This is a genomic window from Streptomyces sp. NPDC001492 (genome assembly GCF_053597275.1).
In genome coordinates this window covers 26,997-42,682 of sequence record NZ_JBSFHW010000055.1, presented here as the reverse complement: position 1 = coordinate 42,682, position 15,686 = coordinate 26,997, and the positions used below count along the sequence as shown (strand labels likewise).

The window sequence follows — 15,686 nt, the reverse complement described above, 5'->3', positions numbered from 1 at the left end:
TTGATGCGGCTTCGAGCGCGACGGCCGATGTGGCGGCGGGGTGCTTCCCGCGAATCTGATGGCATGTCCGTCATCGAAGTCACCGAACTGCGCAAGTCCTACGCCGGCCGGACCGTCGTCGACGGTGTCTCCTTCGCCGTCGAGGAGGGAGAGATCTTCGGGATCCTCGGCCCGAACGGCGCCGGCAAGACCACCACCGTCGAGTGCGTCGAGGGACTGCGGGTCCCGGACGCGGGCCGGGTACGCGTCACCGGCCTCGACCCGATCGCCGACCACGCGCGCGTGGCCCGCGTCCTCGGCGCCCAGCTCCAGCAGAGCGAACTGCAGCCCAAGCTCACTGTCCGCGAGGCGCTGGAGCTGTACGCCTCCTTCTACCCGAACCCGCTCGACTGGGCGCCGCTCGCCGAACGCCTCGGGCTGGCCCAGAAGCTGACCACCCGGTTCGGCAAGCTCTCCGGCGGCCAGAAGCAGCGCCTGTTCATCGCGCTCGCCCTGATCGGCAACCCGCGGGTGGTCGTCCTGGACGAGCTGACGACCGGCCTGGACCCGCGGGCCCGCCGGGACACCTGGGCGCTGATCGAGGATGTCCGGGCCAGTGGCGTGACGGTTCTCCTCGTCACCCACTTCATGGAGGAGGCGCAGCGCCTGTGCGACCGGATCGCCGTGATCGACAAGGGCAGGGTGGCCGCACTGGACACCCCGGCCGGCCTCATCCGGCGCTCGGCGGGGGCCACCGTCATCAGCTTCACGCCGTCCGCCCCGCTGGACGACCGTGACCTCGCCGCCCTGCCCGCGCTCGCGTCCGTCGAGCACAAGGACGGCCGCGTCACCCTCTCCGGCACGGACGAGACGGTCAACGCCGTCATCACCCTCCTCGCCCGCCACCACGTCACCGCCCACCAGCTGCGTGTCGTGGACGCCACGCTGGACGACGCCTTCCTCGACCTGACGAAGACCGACGACACCGACACCGAGGAGACAGCGGCATGAGCTCCGCCGTACTGAGGACCGAGATCCGCCTCTTCCGCCGGGAACCCGGCGCCATCTTCTGGATCCTGCTCTTCCCGACCCTCCTGCTGGTGATCCTCGGCTCCATCCCCTCCTTCCGTGACCACCAGGCCGACCTCGGCGGTCTGCGCACCATCGACGTCTACGTCCCGGTCGCCGTGCTGCTCGGCATGATCGTCGGCGGCCTCCAGTCGATGCCGCAGACCCTCACCGGCTACCGGGAGCGCGGCATCCTGCGCCGGATGGCCACCACCCCGGTCCGGCCGGGCGCCCTGCTGTCGGCGCAGATGGTGGTGTACGGCGCTGCCGCCCTGGTGTCCGCGCTGCTCGCCCTCGCGGTCGGGCGCCTCGCCTTCGCCGTACGACTGCCGAAACAGCCCCTCGGATACGTCCTCGCCCTGCTGCTGGCGGTCCTGGCCGCCCTCGCTCTCGGATCGGTGGTGTCGGCCCTGTCCCGTACGACGAAGATCGCGGGTGCGATCGGCTCGGCCGTCTTCTTCCCGTCGATGTTCTGCGCGGGTGTGTGGCTGCCGACGCAGTCCATGCCGCACCTGATGGCCCGGATCGTCGGGTACACGCCCTTCGGCGCGGCCGCGCAGGCCCTGAACCGGGCGGCGGCCGGGCACTGGCCGGGCTGGGGGCACCTGGGTGTGCTGGCGATGTGGATCCTGCTGCTCACGGGTGCGGCGAGCCGCTGGTTCCGCTGGGAGTAGGCGACCGGCCGTGAATACTGAGGACATGACCGTGGTGGACAGTCAGATCGACCGGCGCTGGGACCAACTGCACACCTGGGGGCCGTACGGGCTGCTCCTCATCGGTCTCGTCCCCGCCCTCGCGACCGCCGACCCGCATGCCTCCCCGGCCAAGTGGTACACCGCCTGGGCCCTGTTCGGCGCGGCGATCGCGCTGCAACTGTCGTGGCACGGCATCCGGGTGCGCCGGCCCGGCCGCGGCCGGACACCGTCCCGCGCCGGGACGGCGTACTACGCCGTCCGCTGGGCCCTCGCCTTCGTCCTCACCTGGATCAACCCGTTCTTCGCGTTCTACGCCGCCGCCGGCTACATGGACGCCGACGAGACCATCCCGGGCAGGGCGTGGCAGCGGCTCGGGCTGCTCGCGAGCGCGGTCACCGTGGCCGGCGCGCAGGCCGGCGGGATGCCGTTCGGGAGCGGAGTGCAGTGGGCCGTCTTCGCCGCGCTGCTGGTCGCCAACTCGGGCCTGCAGATGGTGGTCGCCCATCTCACCGAGCAGGAGATGCAGCGGGCCCGCGAACGCACCGCGACCATCGCCGAACTCGAACGCACCAACGCCGCCCTGCACCAGGCGCTCGACGAGAACGCCGCCCTCCACGCCCAACTGCTCGTCCAGGCAAGGGAAGCGGGGGTGGCAGACGAACGGCGGCGGCTCGCGGCCGAGATCCACGACACCATCGCCCAGGGGCTGACCGGCATCATCGCCCAGCTCCAGGTCGTCTCCAGCACGCCCGGTCCGGGGCCGGCCCGCGAACACCTGGACCGCGCCATGGACCTGGCCCGGCACAGCCTCGGCGAGGCCCGCCGCTCCGTGCACAACCTGGCCCCGGTGGAGCTGGCGGACGCCGGACTGCCCGAGGCGCTGAAGAAGACGGTCACCGAATGGGGCGAACGGACGGGCGTGCGCGCCGAGTTCACGGTCACCGGCACCGCGGAACAGCTGCACGAGGAGGTCTCGGCCACCCTTCTGCGCATCGCCCAGGAGGCCCTGTCCAACGCGGCCCGGCACGCCCGCGCCTCCCGTCTCGGCGTCACCCTCTCCTTCATGGGCGACGAGGTGATCCTCGACATCCGCGACGACGGCACCGGCTTCGACCCCCTGGCGCTGCCCGCCCGCAACGGTTCGGGCGGCTTCGGCCTCGACGGCATGCGCGCCCGCGCCGAACGCATCGCGGGCTCCCTGACCGTCGAGACGGAACCGGGCCACGGCACGGCACTGTCGGCTCGCGTACCGTTGGTCCGCCATGACAGCTGATGTGAGCGGCACCCCGCGGATCTCCCTGCTGATCGTCGACGACCATCCCGTCGTACGCGACGGTCTGCGCGGCATGTTCGAGTCGGCCCCCGGATTCGCCGTCCTCGGTGAGGCGTCCAACGGCGTCGAGGCGCTCGAACGGGCCGCGGCCCTCGACCCCGACGTGATCCTCATGGACCTGCGGATGCCGGGCGGCGGGGGAGTGGACGCGATCGCGGAGCTGGCCCGGCGCGGCGCCCGGGCCAAGGTCCTGGTCCTGACGACGTACGACACGGACTCGGACACCCTGCCCGCGATCGAGGCGGGCGCGACCGGCTATCTGCTCAAGGACGCCCCGCGCGACGAGCTCTTCACCGCCGTCCGCGCGGCGGCGGAGGGCCGCACCGTGCTGTCCCCCGCCGTCGCCTCCCGTCTGGTCTCCGCCGTCCGTACGCCCAGGCCGCCCGGGAACGAGCCCCTCTCCGCCCGCGAGCGCGAGGTCCTCGCCCTGGTCGCCAAGGGCACCTCCAACCGCGAGATCGCCCGCGAACTGTTCATCAGCGAGGCGACCGTGAAGACCCATCTCACCCATCTCTACGGCAAGTTGGGCGTCAACGACCGCGCGGCAGCGGTGGCGACGGCGTACGAGCGGGGGATCCTCGGCTAGCTGGTCCGCTGCGGATAGGGCAGCAGACCGGCGGCGATCTTCTCCCACGACGCCTTGAGTTCCGCCAGCAACTCCGGCTTGTCGGGTGCCAGGTCGGCCTGCTCGCGCAGGTCGGCACCGAGGTCGTAGAGGTGGTCGTCGCCATCGGCGTCCTGGTAGTACTTCCAGTCGCCGCGCCGGAGCGCCCGGTTGGCCCGGACCCGCCAGAACAGGTCGCGCTCCGGGAGCTCTGCGCCGCGCAGCAGGTACCCGGCCAGGCTCGTTCCGTCCAGCGGGTAGGCAGGGTCGGGGCGGGCGCCCGCCACCTCCAGGAAGGTCGCCGTCCAGTCGGGGGAGAAGTTCGGCTCGTGGCTGACCTGGTGGGCGTCGATGCGGTGCGGCCAGCGCACGATCGTCGGCACCCGGATGCCGCCCTCCTGCAGCACGAACTTCTCACCGCTCAGCGGCCACAGGTACGACCAGCGCTCACCTCCGTTGTCGCTGGCGAAGTACACCAGCGTGTGTTCCTCCTGCCCGGAGCGGCGCAGCGCGGCGAGCACCTCGCCGACGGCCGCGTCCAGGCTCTGCACCATCTCCGTGTACTTGGCGACCGAGCCGCCGTCGTAGTGGTTGAGGGCGCTGCTGACCTCCGCCTGGCTCTTCGCGGCCCGGATCTTCGCCGCGATCTCGGCGCCGGTCTCCTCGTCGCCCTCCGCCAGCCAGGGCCAGTGCGGGGTGGTGAAGTTGAGGTTGAGCAGCCAGGGTGTCCCGTGCTCGCGGCTGACGTACTCGACGGCCCGCTCGGTCAGGACGCTCGTGTAGTACCGCAGGTCCTGGTACGCCGCGTCGCCCTCGTAGAGGTCGTAGTCGCCCAGCTGCCCCAGCTTGGAGAAGTACTCCAGCACCCCGCCGTGGTTGCCGAAGAACTCGTCCCAGCCGGACTTGGTGGGGCTGTAGTCGGGCAGCCAGCCGCAGTGCCACTTGCCGATCAGCGCGGTGGAGTAGCCGGCCTTCTTCAGGAGGGAGGCCAGGGTCGGGTGGTTCGGGTCCAGCCCCTGCGTCCTGTTCGCGATCGGCTCGGCGAGCCCGCCCTTCGTACGTCCGGGATAGCGCCCGGTGTACAGGCTGAACCGGGTCGGTGAGCAGGTCGCGGAGCCGGAGTAGGCGTCCGTGAAGCGCACGCCCTGCCGGGCCAGCCGGTCCAGGTTCGGCGTCCTGATGTGGGGGGCGCCGTAGGAGGAGAGGTCGGCCCAGCCGAGGTCGTCGCCGAGGATGACCAGCAGGTTGGGGCGCTTTGTGGCCGCGGGGGCCGTACGGGCGCGGAACGGGCGCTCGGCGGGGGCGGCTTCGGCGGCGCTCGCGGCGCCCGCGGAACCGGCGACGGCGGTCACGGCACCGCCGCCGACGAGACCACCGAAAGCACGACGGGATATGTCAGGCATAGGGGATCCCGGGGGTCGGCGCACCCTGCAACACGGCACGCGAAGTGAGGGGGAGAGGGAAAAAGGGGGAGGGGGCTGCGGCTCAGCGACAGAGGGCGCTGGACTGCCGGCACAGATCCACGTGGCGTCGCTCCACGAGCGCGACGGGCGCGCGGCGGTGGTCAGCGGACAGCCTCATGACCATGGACGGTGCCAGTGCGGCGGTTGAGCCGTCAAGGACGTGTTCGCACTGTGGAACGGCCGCGGCCGCCCCGGACGACCGCTCAGCCGACCCGCAGCAACAGCACCGCCCGCGCCGGCACCGTGATCGCCGCTCCCGCCCGGTGCACCACCCCGGGCGCCTCCCCCTGCGCCTCCCGCGACGTGTCGACGACCACCTCGTACTGCTCGGCCCACGGCGGACCCGGCAGCACGAAGCTCACCGGGCGGTCCCCGGCGTGCAGGACGGCGAGGAAGCTGTCGTCGAGGATCGGGTCGCCGCGCTCGTCGCGGCCCGGTATGTCCCGCCCGGACAGATACATGCCCAGCGTGGCGGCGGGCGCGTACCAGTCCCGTTCCGTCATCTCCGTGCCGCGCGCGGTGAACCAGGCCAGGTCGCGCAGACCGTCGGCGGAGTGCGCCCGCCCCGAGAAGAAGGCCCGGCGGCGCAGCACGGGGTGTTGGTGCCGCAGCTCGATGAGCCGGGCCGTGAGGTCGAACAGGGCCTTCCAGCCCGGTTCCTCCAGCAGCTCCCAGTCCAGCCAGCTGATCTCGTTGTCCTGGCAGTACGCGTTGTTGTTGCCGCGCTGGGTGCGCCCGAGTTCGTCCCCGGCCACCAGCATCGGCACGCCCGTCGACAGCAGCAGGGTCGTCAGCAGATTGCGCAGCTGCCGCCGCCTGAGCCCCCGTACCCGCTCGTCGGGCGTCTCGCCCTCCGCCCCGCAGTTCCACGACCGGTTGTCGTCCGAACCGTCCCGGTTCCCTTCGCCGTTGGCCTCGTTGTGCTTGCGCTCGTACGACACCAGGTCGCGCAGTGTGAAACCGTCGTGCGCGGTGATGAAGTTGACCGACGCGTAGGGCCGGCGGCCGCCCCACGCGTACAGGTCGCTCGACCCCGACAGCCGGTACCCGAGGTCCCGCACGTCCGGCAGCGCGCCCCGCCAGAAGTCCCGTACGGCGTTGCGGTACCGGTCGTTCCACTCCGTCCACAGCGGCGGGAAGGCCCCCACCTGATAGCCGCCGGACCCGACGTCCCACGGCTCGGCGATCAGCTTGACCCGCCGCAGCACCGGGTCCTGCGCGATGACCGCGAGAAACGGCGACAGCATGTCCACGTCGTGCATGGACCGGGCGAGGGCGGCGGCCAGATCGAAGCGGAAGCCGTCGACGCCCATCTCCGTCACCCAGTAGCGCAGGGAGTCGGTGATGAGGCGGAGCACGTGGGGTTGTACGACGTGGAGCGTGTTCCCGCAGCCCGTGTAGTCGGCGTAGCGGCGCGCGTCCGACTGGAGCCGGTAGTACCCCCGGTTGTCGATCCCCTTCAACGACAGGGTCGGACCGAGCTCGCCCGCCTCCGCGGTGTGGTTGTAGACCACGTCGAGGATGACCTCGATGCCGGCCGCGTGCAGCGCGCGCACCATGCGCTTGAACTCGCCGACCTGCTGTCCCGTCGTACCGGACGCGGCGTACGCGGCATGCGGGGCGAAATAGCCGATCGAGTTGTAGCCCCAGTAGTTCTTCAGACCGCGGCGCAGCAGATGGTCCTCGTGCGCGAACTGGTGGACAGGGAGCAGCTCGACAGCCGTGACGCCCAGTTTGACGAGGTGTTCGACGGCGGCGGGGTGCGCCAGTCCGGCATAGGTGCCGCGCAGTTCCTCCGGGATCCCCGGGTGCAGGGCGGTGAATCCCCTGACATGCAGCTCGTAGATGACCGAGTCCGCCCACGGCGTCTTCGGGCGGCGGTCGTCGGCCCAGTCGTCGTCATCGTGGACCACGACGCCCTTGGGGACGTACGGCGCCGAGTCCCGGTCGTCGCGCACGGTGTCCGCGACCTGCTGCTGCGGCCAGTCCCGCACATGCCCGTACACCTCGGGCGGCAGGCTGAAGTCGCCGTCCACCGCGCGCGCGTACGGGTCGAGGAGCAGCTTCGCCGGGTTCCAGCGGCCGCCGGTCCACGGGTCCCAGCGGCCGTGCACCCGGTAGCCGTACCGCTGCCCGGGCATCACACCCGGCACGAAGCCGTGCCAGATCTCGTGCGTCAGCTCGGTCAGCCGGGCGCGGGTCTCCTTGCCGGCCTCGTCGAACAGACACAGTTCCACCGCCTCCGCCCCGCCCGCCCACAGCGCGAAGTTGGTGCCCGCCACCCCGTCCGGGCCGACCCGGAACCTGGCCCCCAGCGGCATCGGCGCCCCCGGCCGCACGGGCACGCCCGGCACCTTGCGGGGCGCGCCGTTGACCGCGCCGGCCGGGCGTTCACCCTCCTCGGCGCGCCCCTCGGCCACCGCCTCCTGCTCGGCTGCGCTGGACACCAGTCCGCCTCCCACGGCTCGCGGAACGACCTCCAAAAAGAGCGCACGGCGTCCCGGCCGCGGCTCCCCGTCGCGTCGTCCTCCCCACTGTTCTGCCCAGAGCTCGGGGCGCGAAGTCCCCTCCGGTTCGCCAACGTCTTCAAGGGGCGCGAGGCCCTGACATCTGCGGCTCCGCCGCGATGGGGGTCCCCGCTCGAGCGAAGTCGAGAGTGGGGGAGCGACCAGCCACGACGGCCCCACAGGCGATCGACGGCCGATCGCGGCATCCCCCGGCGGAGCGCCCCGCACTCACGTTTCCCCAGGGCGGGGCCGGTCGTTGGGAAGCTCGTGAGGCATGGACAAGGGCGCGCACGGCGCGCGGGGGCCGCGCTGGCCGCCGTACTGACATGGGCAGGACTGCTGGCCGGAGCCGCCGGCTGTACCCCGGACCCGGCGGACCGCAGCGACATCGGGGAGGCGTTCGGCAAGGCCCGGGCACCCGAGGACGTCATCCGGATCTCCCCGGACGACGGCAGCAAGGGCGTCCGCCCCGGCCGCAGACTCCGGGTGGGGGTGCCCAGCGGCCGCCTGGAGTCCGTGAAGGTCGTCAAGGCGCAGGACGCGCAGGACTCCGAGGTGCCCGGCCGCATCTCCGAGGACGGCCTGCGCTGGGAACCCGACGAGCCCCGGCTCGCGCTGGCCGCCAAGTACACCGTCGACGCGGTGGCCCTGGACGGCCACGGCCGCAGGTCCGCACGGCACACGACGTTCACCACGTTCGTCCCCGACGAGCGCTTCATCGGCTACGTCACCCCGGAGAACCGTTCCACGGTCGGCACCGGAATGATCGTCTCCCTGGAGTTCAACCGGGAGGTCGAGCACCGCGCGGCCGTCGAGCGTGCCATTCACGTCACCGCGCGACCGCCGGTCGAGATCCGCCCGCACTGGTTCGGCAAGGACCGCCTCGACTTCCGCCCCCAGCGCTACTGGAAACCCGGCACCCAGGTCACCGTCTCCCTCCGGCTCCGCGACGTCGAGGGGGCACCCGGCGTCTACGGGCTGCAGTACAAGACGTTCTCCTTCACCGTCGGCCGCAGCCAGGTCTCCGTGGTCGACGCGGCCGCGCACACCATGCAGGTACGGCGCGACGGCGCGCTGCTCGCCACGGTGCCGATCACGGCCGGGGCGCCCAAACACACCACCTACAACGGGAAGATGGTGGTGATGGAGATGCTCGAGCTGACCCGGATGAACGGCGCCACGGTCGGCTTCAAGAAGCGGAACGGCAAGGGCGAGTACGACATCCCGGACGTCCCGCACGCCCTGCGCCTCACCGACTCCGGCACCTTCCTGCACGGCAACTACTGGGCGCCGAACGCCCCCGGCCACGTCAACGTCAGCCACGGCTGCGTGGGGCTCATGGACGTCAAGGGCGGCAGTTCCGACACCCCGGCCGGCTGGTTCTTCGACCGCAGCCTCGTCGGGGACGTCGTCCAGGTCATCCACAGCAATGACAAAAAGGTCGCTCCCGACAACGGCCTCGGAGGATGGAACATGGGCTGGAAGGAGTGGAAGGCGGGCAGCGCGGTCAAGTAACCCGAGGGGGGCGGGTACGGGGCCGGGCGCGGGGTCGGTGTTTGCGACGGAACGGTGACCTTCACCTGACACGATCCCCAAAACCTTGCAGTTAATATGCGCCAATGCGCGCGCGGGACGCGCCGGGGTGCGGGCCTGACCAGGGCCGGCGAGGGGAGAACAACTTGAACGTGCGGCCGATATCGGGGGCGTCGGTTGACGCGCGCGGGAGATGGCGCAAGGGGCGGCTGGCACTCATATCCGGGGTGCTGCTGCTGTCCGTCACCGCGTGCGGAGGGGGAGGCTCGGGTTCCGGGTCCGGTTCCGGCGACGGCAAGGGCAAGGACGCGGGCGCGGCGCAGACCAAGCAGTCCGCGGCCGTCGTCACGATTGCCCCCAAGGACGGCGCGAAGTCCGTCGAGACCAGCGGCGTCCTCAAGGTCGGCGCGAGCAAGGGCAAGCTGACCGAGGTCGAGGTCAAGGACACCAAGGGCGGGGAGATAGCAGGGAAGATCACCGCCGACGGCTCCGGCTGGACGCCGTCCACTCACCTGGCCGCGTCCACCAAGTACACGGTGCACGCGGTCGCGAAGGACTCCGAGGGGCGTGAGGCCGCGGAGGACTCCAGCTTCACCACGCTCACTCCGAAGAACACCTTCATCGGCACCTTCACCCCCGAGGACGGCTCCACCGTCGGCGTCGGGATGCCGTTCTCCGTCCGCTTCACCCGGGGCATCACACATCCCGAGGACGTCAAGAAGGCCATCACCATCAAGACCGAACCGGCCGTCGAGGTCGAGGGCCACTGGTTCGGCAACGACCGCCTCGACTTCCGCCCGGAGCACTACTGGAAGTCCGGTACGAAGGTCACGGTGAGCCTGAACCTCGACGGCGTCGAGGGCCGGCCCGGTGTCTACGGCAAGCAGGACAAGACGGTGAAGTTCACCATCGGCCGCAACCAGGTCTCCATCGTCGACGCCAAGACCCACCACATGAAGGTCACCCAGGACGGCAAGGTCATCAAGACCATCCCGGTCACCACCGGCAAGCCGGGCTACGACACCTGGAACGGCCAGATGGTCATCAGCGAGAAGCTCCGGGTGACCCGTATGAACAGCGAGACGGTCAACCTCGGCAAGGAGTACGACATCAAGGATGTCCCGGACGCCATGCGGCTGACGGACTCCGGCACCTTCCTGCACGGCAACTACTGGTCCGGCGGCGCCTTCGGCAACTACAACGCCAGCCACGGCTGCATCGGCCTGCGGGACGTGCGGGGCGGCTACGACCGCGGGCTGCCGGCGGGCTGGATGTACGACCACTCGATCCTTGGCGACGTGGTGATCGTCAAGCACGCCCATGACGAGACCGTCTCCCCGGACAACGGGCTCAACGGCTGGAACATGTCGTGGGAGAAGTGGAAGTCGTAGTCGGACGCTGGTGCACGGCCCCGGTGTGAGCGACGGCACCGGGGCCGTTGCCGTTAGTCCCCGTTAACCTGCCTTCATGACCGTGAATCTCGAAGTCGCCGAAGGCGTCGGCACCATCCGGCTCGACCGTCCGCCGATGAACGCGCTGGACATCGCCACCCAGGACCGGCTCAAGGAGCTGGCCGAGGAGGCGACCCGGCGCGACGACGTACGGGCCGTGATCGTGTACGGCGGGGAGAAGGTGTTCGCGGCGGGCGCGGACATCAAGGAGATGCAGAACATGGACCACACGGCGATGGTCCTGCGCGCCCGCGCCCTGCAGGACTCGTTCACCGCGGTGGCCCGTATCCCCAAGCCGGTGGTGGCGGCGATCACGGGCTATGCGCTCGGCGGTGGCTGCGAGTTGGCGCTGTGCGCCGACTACCGGATCGCGGCCGAGAACGCCAAGCTGGGCCAGCCGGAGATCCTGCTGGGCCTGATCCCGGGCGCCGGCGGCACCCAGCGGCTGTCCCGGCTGGTCGGCCCGTCGAAGGCGAAGGACCTGATCTTCACCGGCCGGATGGTCAAGGCGGACGAGGCGCTGACGCTGGGTCTGGTGGACCGGGTGGTGCCGGCCGAGGAGGTCTACACCGCCGCGCACGAGTGGGCGGCGAAGCTGGCCCAGGGGCCGGCGATCGCGCTGCGGGCCGCGAAGGAGTCCATCGACACCGGCCTGGAGACGGACATCGAGACGGGCCTCGCCGTCGAACGGAACTGGTTCGCGGGCCTGTTCGCCACGGAGGACCGTGAGCGCGGGATGCGCAGCTTCGTGGAGGAGGGGCCGGGCAAGGCCAAGTTCCTCTGAGTTCCTCTGAACCACTTGCAATTGACGCGCTGTCTGATCCGGGTCCCTCGATGGGGCGGTTTATGGGAGCCTTAAGGCAACCTTAAGTCTGCCTTGTCGAGGGAGACCGTCGATTGCCCCCACGAGAGCCTTCAGCGCAGGTCGGGCGGGCTGTGGAAGCCCCTGAACTGCCCATGGCATATGTCAACCGGCCTATTCGGAACGACGTATTCCGGGGGGCGTATTCCTCAGGAACGGCCCCGGAGGGCGCTCTGGGCGGCCATGATGGGGGCATGGCGGGGCTGGAGGGCATCGAACAGCCGCGGGGACACGGCCGTGTGACGGCGGCGCGCTGGTCGCCCGCGGTGGAGGACGAACGGGCGCTCAAGGCGCTGGAGTTGTTCGGCAACCCGACCGAGGCGGAGGTCCCGCTGCCGTCCCGCCCGGAGTCCGCCGCCACCGCCCGCCGGCTCACCCAGGTCGTGGTCCTGCGCCAGTGGGGCCTGACGCCCAAGATGACGGAGGACGCCGTCCTGCTCGTCTCCGAACTGGTCGGCAACGCGGTCCGCCACACCGGCGCCCGGGTCTTCGGCCTTCGGATGCGCCGCCGCCGGGGCTGGATCCGCATCGAGGTCCGCGATCCCTCCCGGGGCCTGCCCTGTCTGATGCCGGTCCAGGAGACGGACATCAGCGGCCGGGGCCTGTTCCTGGTCGACAAGCTCTCCGACCGCTGGGGGGTCGACCTCCTGCCGCGCGGCAAGACGACCTGGTTCGAAATGAGGGTCGCCGACCGCTAGGTCGAGCCGTGTCCGGTGCGCGCGAGTGGGGGTTGCCGTCCCTGGGGGCTGCGCCCCCAGACCCCCGTCGGCCCGAAGGGCCTCGCCCTCAAACGCCGGGCGGGCTGAAGTGGGCTGAAGTGGGTTGTGTTCGTGTCGGCCGCGACCCGACGAATGTCCCCCGATCGGGTCAATCGGCCCTTTTCTTACCCTTCGCCTCTTAAATGGTGCGGTGACCTCGACCGACCGCCGGACAGCGCTCCGCACGGGTGCCGGCCTTCTCGCCGCGGGCGCCCTCACCGCAGGGTGCGCCACGAACGGCGCCGTCGTGCACCCCGCTTCATCGGCGCACCCGTCGTCCACCCCGTCCCCCACGCCATCCGCCGCCCCCGCCCCGCGCCGCTTCCCCGGCCAACCCGCCCAGCTCACCCACGGCCCCCGCACCCACCCCCGGGTCGCCCTCACGTTTCACGGCCAGGGCGACCCCGCCATCGCCCACGCCCTCCTCGCCGAGGCCGAGCGGCGCGGTGCCCGCCTCACCGTCCTGGCCGTCGGCAGCTGGCTGGACCAGCACCCGGACATGGCCCGCCGCGTCCTCGACGGCGGCCACGACCTCGGCAACCACACCGAGCGCCATCTGACCGTCAACGCCATGCCCGAGGCCGACGCCCGCGGCGAGATCACCGCCTGCGCCGACCGTCTGGAGCACCTCACGGGCTCCATCGGCACCTGGTTCCGCCCCTCCCGCGCCCCCCTCGCGTCCCCGCTGGTCCTGCGCCTGGCCCGCAGCGCCGGCTATCCGCACGTCCTCTCGTACGACGTCGACTCCCTCGACTACACCCGGCCCGGCGCCGGCGCCGTCCAGCGCAAGGTCCTCGACGAGGTCCGGGGCGGCTCCGTGGTGAGCATGCACTTCGGGTATCCGGACACGGTCGCTGCCCTCCCCGTCGTACTGGAAGAACTCGCCCGCCGCGGCCTGGCCGCGGTGACCACCACGGAGTTGTTCAGCTGATGAACCCCACCCGGCTCGCCCGCGCCCTCGTCGCGACCGTCGCCCTCGCCTCGCTCACCACCCTCGCCGCCTGCACCGCCGGCTCCCGGCACGAGGACGAGGCCCTCGGCAAGAAGGCCGCCGTCGCCCCGCCGAAGAAGAAGGCCGCGGTGGTGGGCCTGGCCGGGATGCCGCCCGTCCTCGACCCGCACGACGTGTACGCGGCCGACCGCCCGAACCGGCTCTCCCCGGTGGTGCGGCACTTCCCGTCCCGGGTCTACGTCCCCAACACCAACTCCAACACGGTCTCCGTCATCGACCCGAAGACGTACAAGGTCATCGAGACGATCCCGGTGGGCGCCCAGCCCCAGCACGTCGTCCCCTCCTGGGACATGAAGACGCTGTGGGTCAACAACGACCGGGGCAACACCCTCACCCCCATCGACCCGAGGACGGGGAAGGCCGGCAAGGCCGTCGACGTGCACGACCCCTACAACCTCTACTTCACGCCGAACGGCAAGTACGCGATCGTCATGGCCTCCCTCGACCGCGAGCTCGTCTTCCGCGACGCGCACACCATGAAGCGCGAGAAGACCGTGCCGGTCAGCTGCTACGGCGTCAACCACGCCGACTTCTCCCTGGACGGCCGCTACTTCATCGTCTCCTGCGAGTTCAGCGGTGAACTGCTCAAGGTCGACACGGCGAAGATGAAGGTGATCGGGCAGGAGAAGCTGCCCTTCCAGGGCGCGATGCCGCAGGACGTCAAGATCTCACCCGACGGCAGGAAGTTCTACATCGCCGACATGATGGCCGACGGGGTGTGGATCCTCGACGGCGACCGGTTCACCAAGCCCACCCTCCTGCCCACCGGCAAGGGCGCCCACGGCCTCTACGTCAGCCGCGACTCCCGCGAGATGTACATCTCCAACCGGGGCGAAGGCACCATCTCGCTCTTCGACTTCACGCAGAACAGGCTCACCAAGAAGTGGCACCTGCCGGACGGCGGCAGCCCCGACATGGGCGGCGTCTCCGCGGACGGCAAGGTCCTGTGGCTGTCGGGCCGCTACAACTCGGAGGTGTACGCCATCGACACCAGCACCGGTACCCAGCTGGCCCGCATCAAGGTCGGCAGCGGCCCGCACGGCCTCGCGGTGTACCCGCAGCCGGGCCGCTACTCGCTCGGCCACACGGGCATCTTCCGCTGAGACACGGCGAGTTGGGGAGAGCGGGACACGCCGCCGAACGGGTGACCTCGCGCATTCCGCCGCCGCGGCACGGGGATCGTCCACACCATGATCACAACTCGCCTGCGGCGGCGGGCCGCTGCCGTCGTCCTGTCCCTCGCGGCCCTGTTCGGCACGACGGCCGCGACCGCCTCCACCGCCACCCCCGCGCAGGCCGCAGCTCCTGCCTGTCCCCAGTTCGACGACCCGGTGAAGGCGGCCGTCGACCGCCGTGTCGACGTCGACCGCATCACGCCCCAGCCGGTCTGGCGCAAGACCTGCGGCACGCTCTACCGCAGCGACAGCCGCGCCCCCGCGACCGTCTTCGAGGAGGGCTTCCATCCCAAGGACGTCATCAACGGCCAGTACGACATCGAGCAGTACGTCCTGGTCAACCAGCCCTCCCCGTACGTGTCGACGACGTACGACCACGACCTCTACAAGACCTGGTACAAGTCGGGCTACAACTACTACATCGACGCTCCCGGCGGCGTCGACGTCAACAAGACCATCGGTGACACCCACAAATGGGCCGACCAGGTCGAGGTGGCCTTCCCCGGCGGCATCGCGCGGCAGTACATCATCGGTGTCTGCCCGGTCGACAAGAAGACCAGGACCGAGATCATGAACGACTGCCAGAGCAACCCGTACTACCGGCCCTGGCACTGAGCAGCAGGGCTTCCGAGCCCACAGGACGGTAGCCCGCCGCCTGGAACGCCCGCATGCTGCGGGCGTTCCCCGGCGACACCTGGGCCCACACCGGCTCCCCGGCCAGGTGCCGCGCCGCCGTCACCAGCAGCCGCCCCAGCCCCCGGTGCCGTACCTCCTCGTCCACCTCGACCGCGACCTCCAGCCGCCCGGCGACCCCGCGCCCCAGCACCACCACGCCGCCCTGCGCCGCCCACAGCCGCACGTCCTCGCGGTGCGTACGGGCCCGGGCGGCCCGGCGATGACCGGCCTCGGTGATCTCCGTCAGGGCGAGCGGAGGCACGCCAGGCAGCGGGTCGCCGACCAGGAGGGCGTCGATGGTGTCCGTCCGGCGACCCGTCCGCTCCAGCAGCGCCGTGAGGAACCGGGCGTTCATGCTCGCGGCCAGCTCGTCGCAGTCGACGGCGCGCAGTGTCTCGTACACCCACGTCGGATCCTCGTCGGTGAAGACGACGGAGTGCGCGGTGAAGGCGATGACCCCGGCGTCCCGGTGCGAGGCCTGCGGGACGACGGTCGTACGGCCGTCGTCGGGCGGGAAGACACCGCGCGCGGCCGCGTCGAGAATGTCCCGCAGAGTCTCCATCGCCCCGCT

The 15,686-nt window shown here is 70.9% G+C and carries 15 protein-coding genes; 11 read left to right on the top strand and 4 right to left on the bottom strand.

Features of this window, described 5'->3' with window-relative positions; translation table 11 throughout:
• Positions 1-63 precede the first annotated feature (63 nt).
• From ACWC1K_RS43395 to ACWC1K_RS43380, 4 genes are read left to right on the top strand one after another with little or no spacing between them, the layout of a single operon-like run.
• Positions 64-990, top strand: a complete 927-nt coding sequence (locus tag ACWC1K_RS43395; RefSeq protein ID WP_450838960.1) for an ABC transporter ATP-binding protein — start codon at positions 64-66, stop codon at positions 988-990.
• On the top strand, positions 987-1,721 hold the full coding sequence (locus tag ACWC1K_RS43390) for an ABC transporter permease (protein WP_450838958.1): 735 nt from the start codon (positions 987-989) through the stop codon (positions 1,719-1,721). The genes ACWC1K_RS43395 and ACWC1K_RS43390 overlap by 4 nt, the downstream gene beginning before the upstream one ends.
• A 25-nt stretch (positions 1,722-1,746) precedes the next feature.
• Positions 1,747-3,015, top strand: coding sequence for a sensor histidine kinase (locus ACWC1K_RS43385; RefSeq protein ID WP_450838956.1), 1,269 nt, complete (start codon positions 1,747-1,749; stop codon positions 3,013-3,015).
• Positions 3,005-3,661, top strand: a complete 657-nt coding sequence (locus ACWC1K_RS43380) for a response regulator transcription factor (RefSeq protein ID WP_351475749.1) — start codon at positions 3,005-3,007, stop codon at positions 3,659-3,661. Before ACWC1K_RS43385 ends, ACWC1K_RS43380 begins: the two co-directional genes overlap by 11 nt.
• Here ACWC1K_RS43380 and ACWC1K_RS43375 read toward each other — a convergent pair.
• The 3 genes from ACWC1K_RS43375 to glgX form a co-directional block, all read right to left on the bottom strand.
• Positions 3,658-5,082, bottom strand: a complete 1,425-nt coding sequence (locus ACWC1K_RS43375; RefSeq protein WP_450838954.1) for a sulfatase family protein — start codon at positions 5,080-5,082, stop codon at positions 3,658-3,660. The genes ACWC1K_RS43380 and ACWC1K_RS43375 overlap by 4 nt on opposite strands.
• A gap of 82 nt (positions 5,083-5,164) precedes the next feature.
• Positions 5,165-5,260 (bottom strand): putative leader peptide, encoded by a 96-nt coding sequence (locus ACWC1K_RS43370; protein ID WP_450838952.1) that lies wholly within the window; start codon positions 5,258-5,260, stop codon positions 5,165-5,167.
• An 85-nt stretch (positions 5,261-5,345) separates the two neighbouring features.
• Positions 5,346-7,589: a glycogen debranching protein GlgX gene (gene glgX, locus ACWC1K_RS43365; RefSeq protein WP_450838950.1), complete on the bottom strand. Its 2,244-nt coding sequence runs from the start codon at positions 7,587-7,589 to the stop codon at positions 5,346-5,348.
• A 327-nt stretch (positions 7,590-7,916) separates the two neighbouring features.
• Here glgX and ACWC1K_RS43360 point away from each other — a divergent pair, with 327 nt between their 5' ends.
• From ACWC1K_RS43360 to ACWC1K_RS43330, 7 genes are all read left to right on the top strand, one after another.
• The gene (locus ACWC1K_RS43360; protein WP_450838948.1) at positions 7,917-9,164 is read left to right on the top strand and encodes an Ig-like domain-containing protein; all 1,248 of its coding nucleotides are present in this window, start codon (positions 7,917-7,919) and stop codon (positions 9,162-9,164) included.
• A gap of 164 nt (positions 9,165-9,328) precedes the next feature.
• Positions 9,329-10,573, top strand: a complete 1,245-nt coding sequence (locus tag ACWC1K_RS43355; protein ID WP_450838947.1) for a L,D-transpeptidase — start codon at positions 9,329-9,331, stop codon at positions 10,571-10,573.
• A gap of 76 nt (positions 10,574-10,649) precedes the next feature.
• Positions 10,650-11,417 (top strand): enoyl-CoA hydratase/isomerase family protein, encoded by a 768-nt coding sequence (locus ACWC1K_RS43350; RefSeq protein ID WP_450838946.1) that lies wholly within the window; start codon positions 10,650-10,652, stop codon positions 11,415-11,417.
• 272 nt (positions 11,418-11,689) lie between these two features.
• Positions 11,690-12,193, top strand: coding sequence for an ATP-binding protein (locus tag ACWC1K_RS43345; RefSeq protein WP_351475729.1), 504 nt, complete (start codon positions 11,690-11,692; stop codon positions 12,191-12,193).
• A gap of 211 nt (positions 12,194-12,404) precedes the next feature.
• On the top strand, positions 12,405-13,184 hold the full coding sequence (locus ACWC1K_RS43340; RefSeq protein WP_450838944.1) for a polysaccharide deacetylase family protein: 780 nt from the start codon (positions 12,405-12,407) through the stop codon (positions 13,182-13,184).
• Positions 13,184-14,368, top strand: a complete 1,185-nt coding sequence (locus ACWC1K_RS43335; protein ID WP_450838943.1) for a YncE family protein — start codon at positions 13,184-13,186, stop codon at positions 14,366-14,368. Before ACWC1K_RS43340 ends, ACWC1K_RS43335 begins: the two co-directional genes overlap by 1 nt.
• An 87-nt stretch (positions 14,369-14,455) precedes the next feature.
• Positions 14,456-15,055 carry an ADP-ribosyltransferase gene (locus ACWC1K_RS43330; RefSeq protein ID WP_450838942.1) on the top strand — a complete coding sequence of 200 codons (600 nt, stop codon included), beginning with the start codon at positions 14,456-14,458 and terminating at the stop codon, positions 15,053-15,055.
• On the opposite strand, the gene ACWC1K_RS43325 is transcribed toward ACWC1K_RS43330, so the two are convergent.
• Complete coding sequence (locus ACWC1K_RS43325) at positions 15,009-15,677, bottom strand: GNAT family N-acetyltransferase (RefSeq protein WP_450838940.1); 669 nt, start codon at positions 15,675-15,677, stop codon at positions 15,009-15,011. The two genes, ACWC1K_RS43330 and ACWC1K_RS43325, sit on opposite strands and share 47 nt — an antisense overlap.
• Between the last annotated feature and the right edge of the window lie 9 nt (positions 15,678-15,686).